This is a genomic window from Halomonas litopenaei (assembly GCF_003045775.1).
Classification (GTDB): Bacteria; Pseudomonadota; Gammaproteobacteria; order Pseudomonadales; family Halomonadaceae; genus Halomonas; species Halomonas litopenaei.
Genome location: NZ_PXNS01000052.1, coordinates 1 through 384, shown reverse-complemented (window position 1 = coordinate 384; position 384 = coordinate 1). Strand labels below are relative to the sequence as shown.

Genomic DNA, 384 nt, shown 5'->3' with positions numbered 1-384 from the left:
GGGTGTCGCTGGTGCCGTCGTCATTATTCAGCACGTTGTAGCTGACCGGGGTGTCTTCGCCGGTGCTAGTGGTGTCGGCCACGGCACTCGGGCCATCGTCACCGATGGCGATAGTGAGATTGGCCGGGTCGGAGGTATCGCCATCGCTGTCCACCACCCGCACACCGAAGGTCTCGGCCAGGCTATCGTCCAGACCCGTTTTGTCCTTGTCGTCCTGACTCGCGCTGCGTGTCAGGGTGTACGACCAGCTGCCGTCGGTGTTCACCGTCAGGGTGCCGTACTCGCCGCTGACCGTGGTGTCATCGGCATTGATCGGAACCCAGTCGCCGTCCTTGTCCTTCACCTCGTAGCGCACCAGGTCATCGTTGCCGGTGCTGCTCTTGA

At 62.8% G+C, this 384-nt stretch carries 1 protein-coding gene; it reads right to left on the bottom strand.

Going from position 1 to position 384, the window contains the following annotated elements:
* Positions 1-384 (bottom strand): cadherin-like domain-containing protein (locus tag C6W88_RS21275; protein WP_146164699.1); only part of this gene is annotated, 384 nt, incomplete at both ends.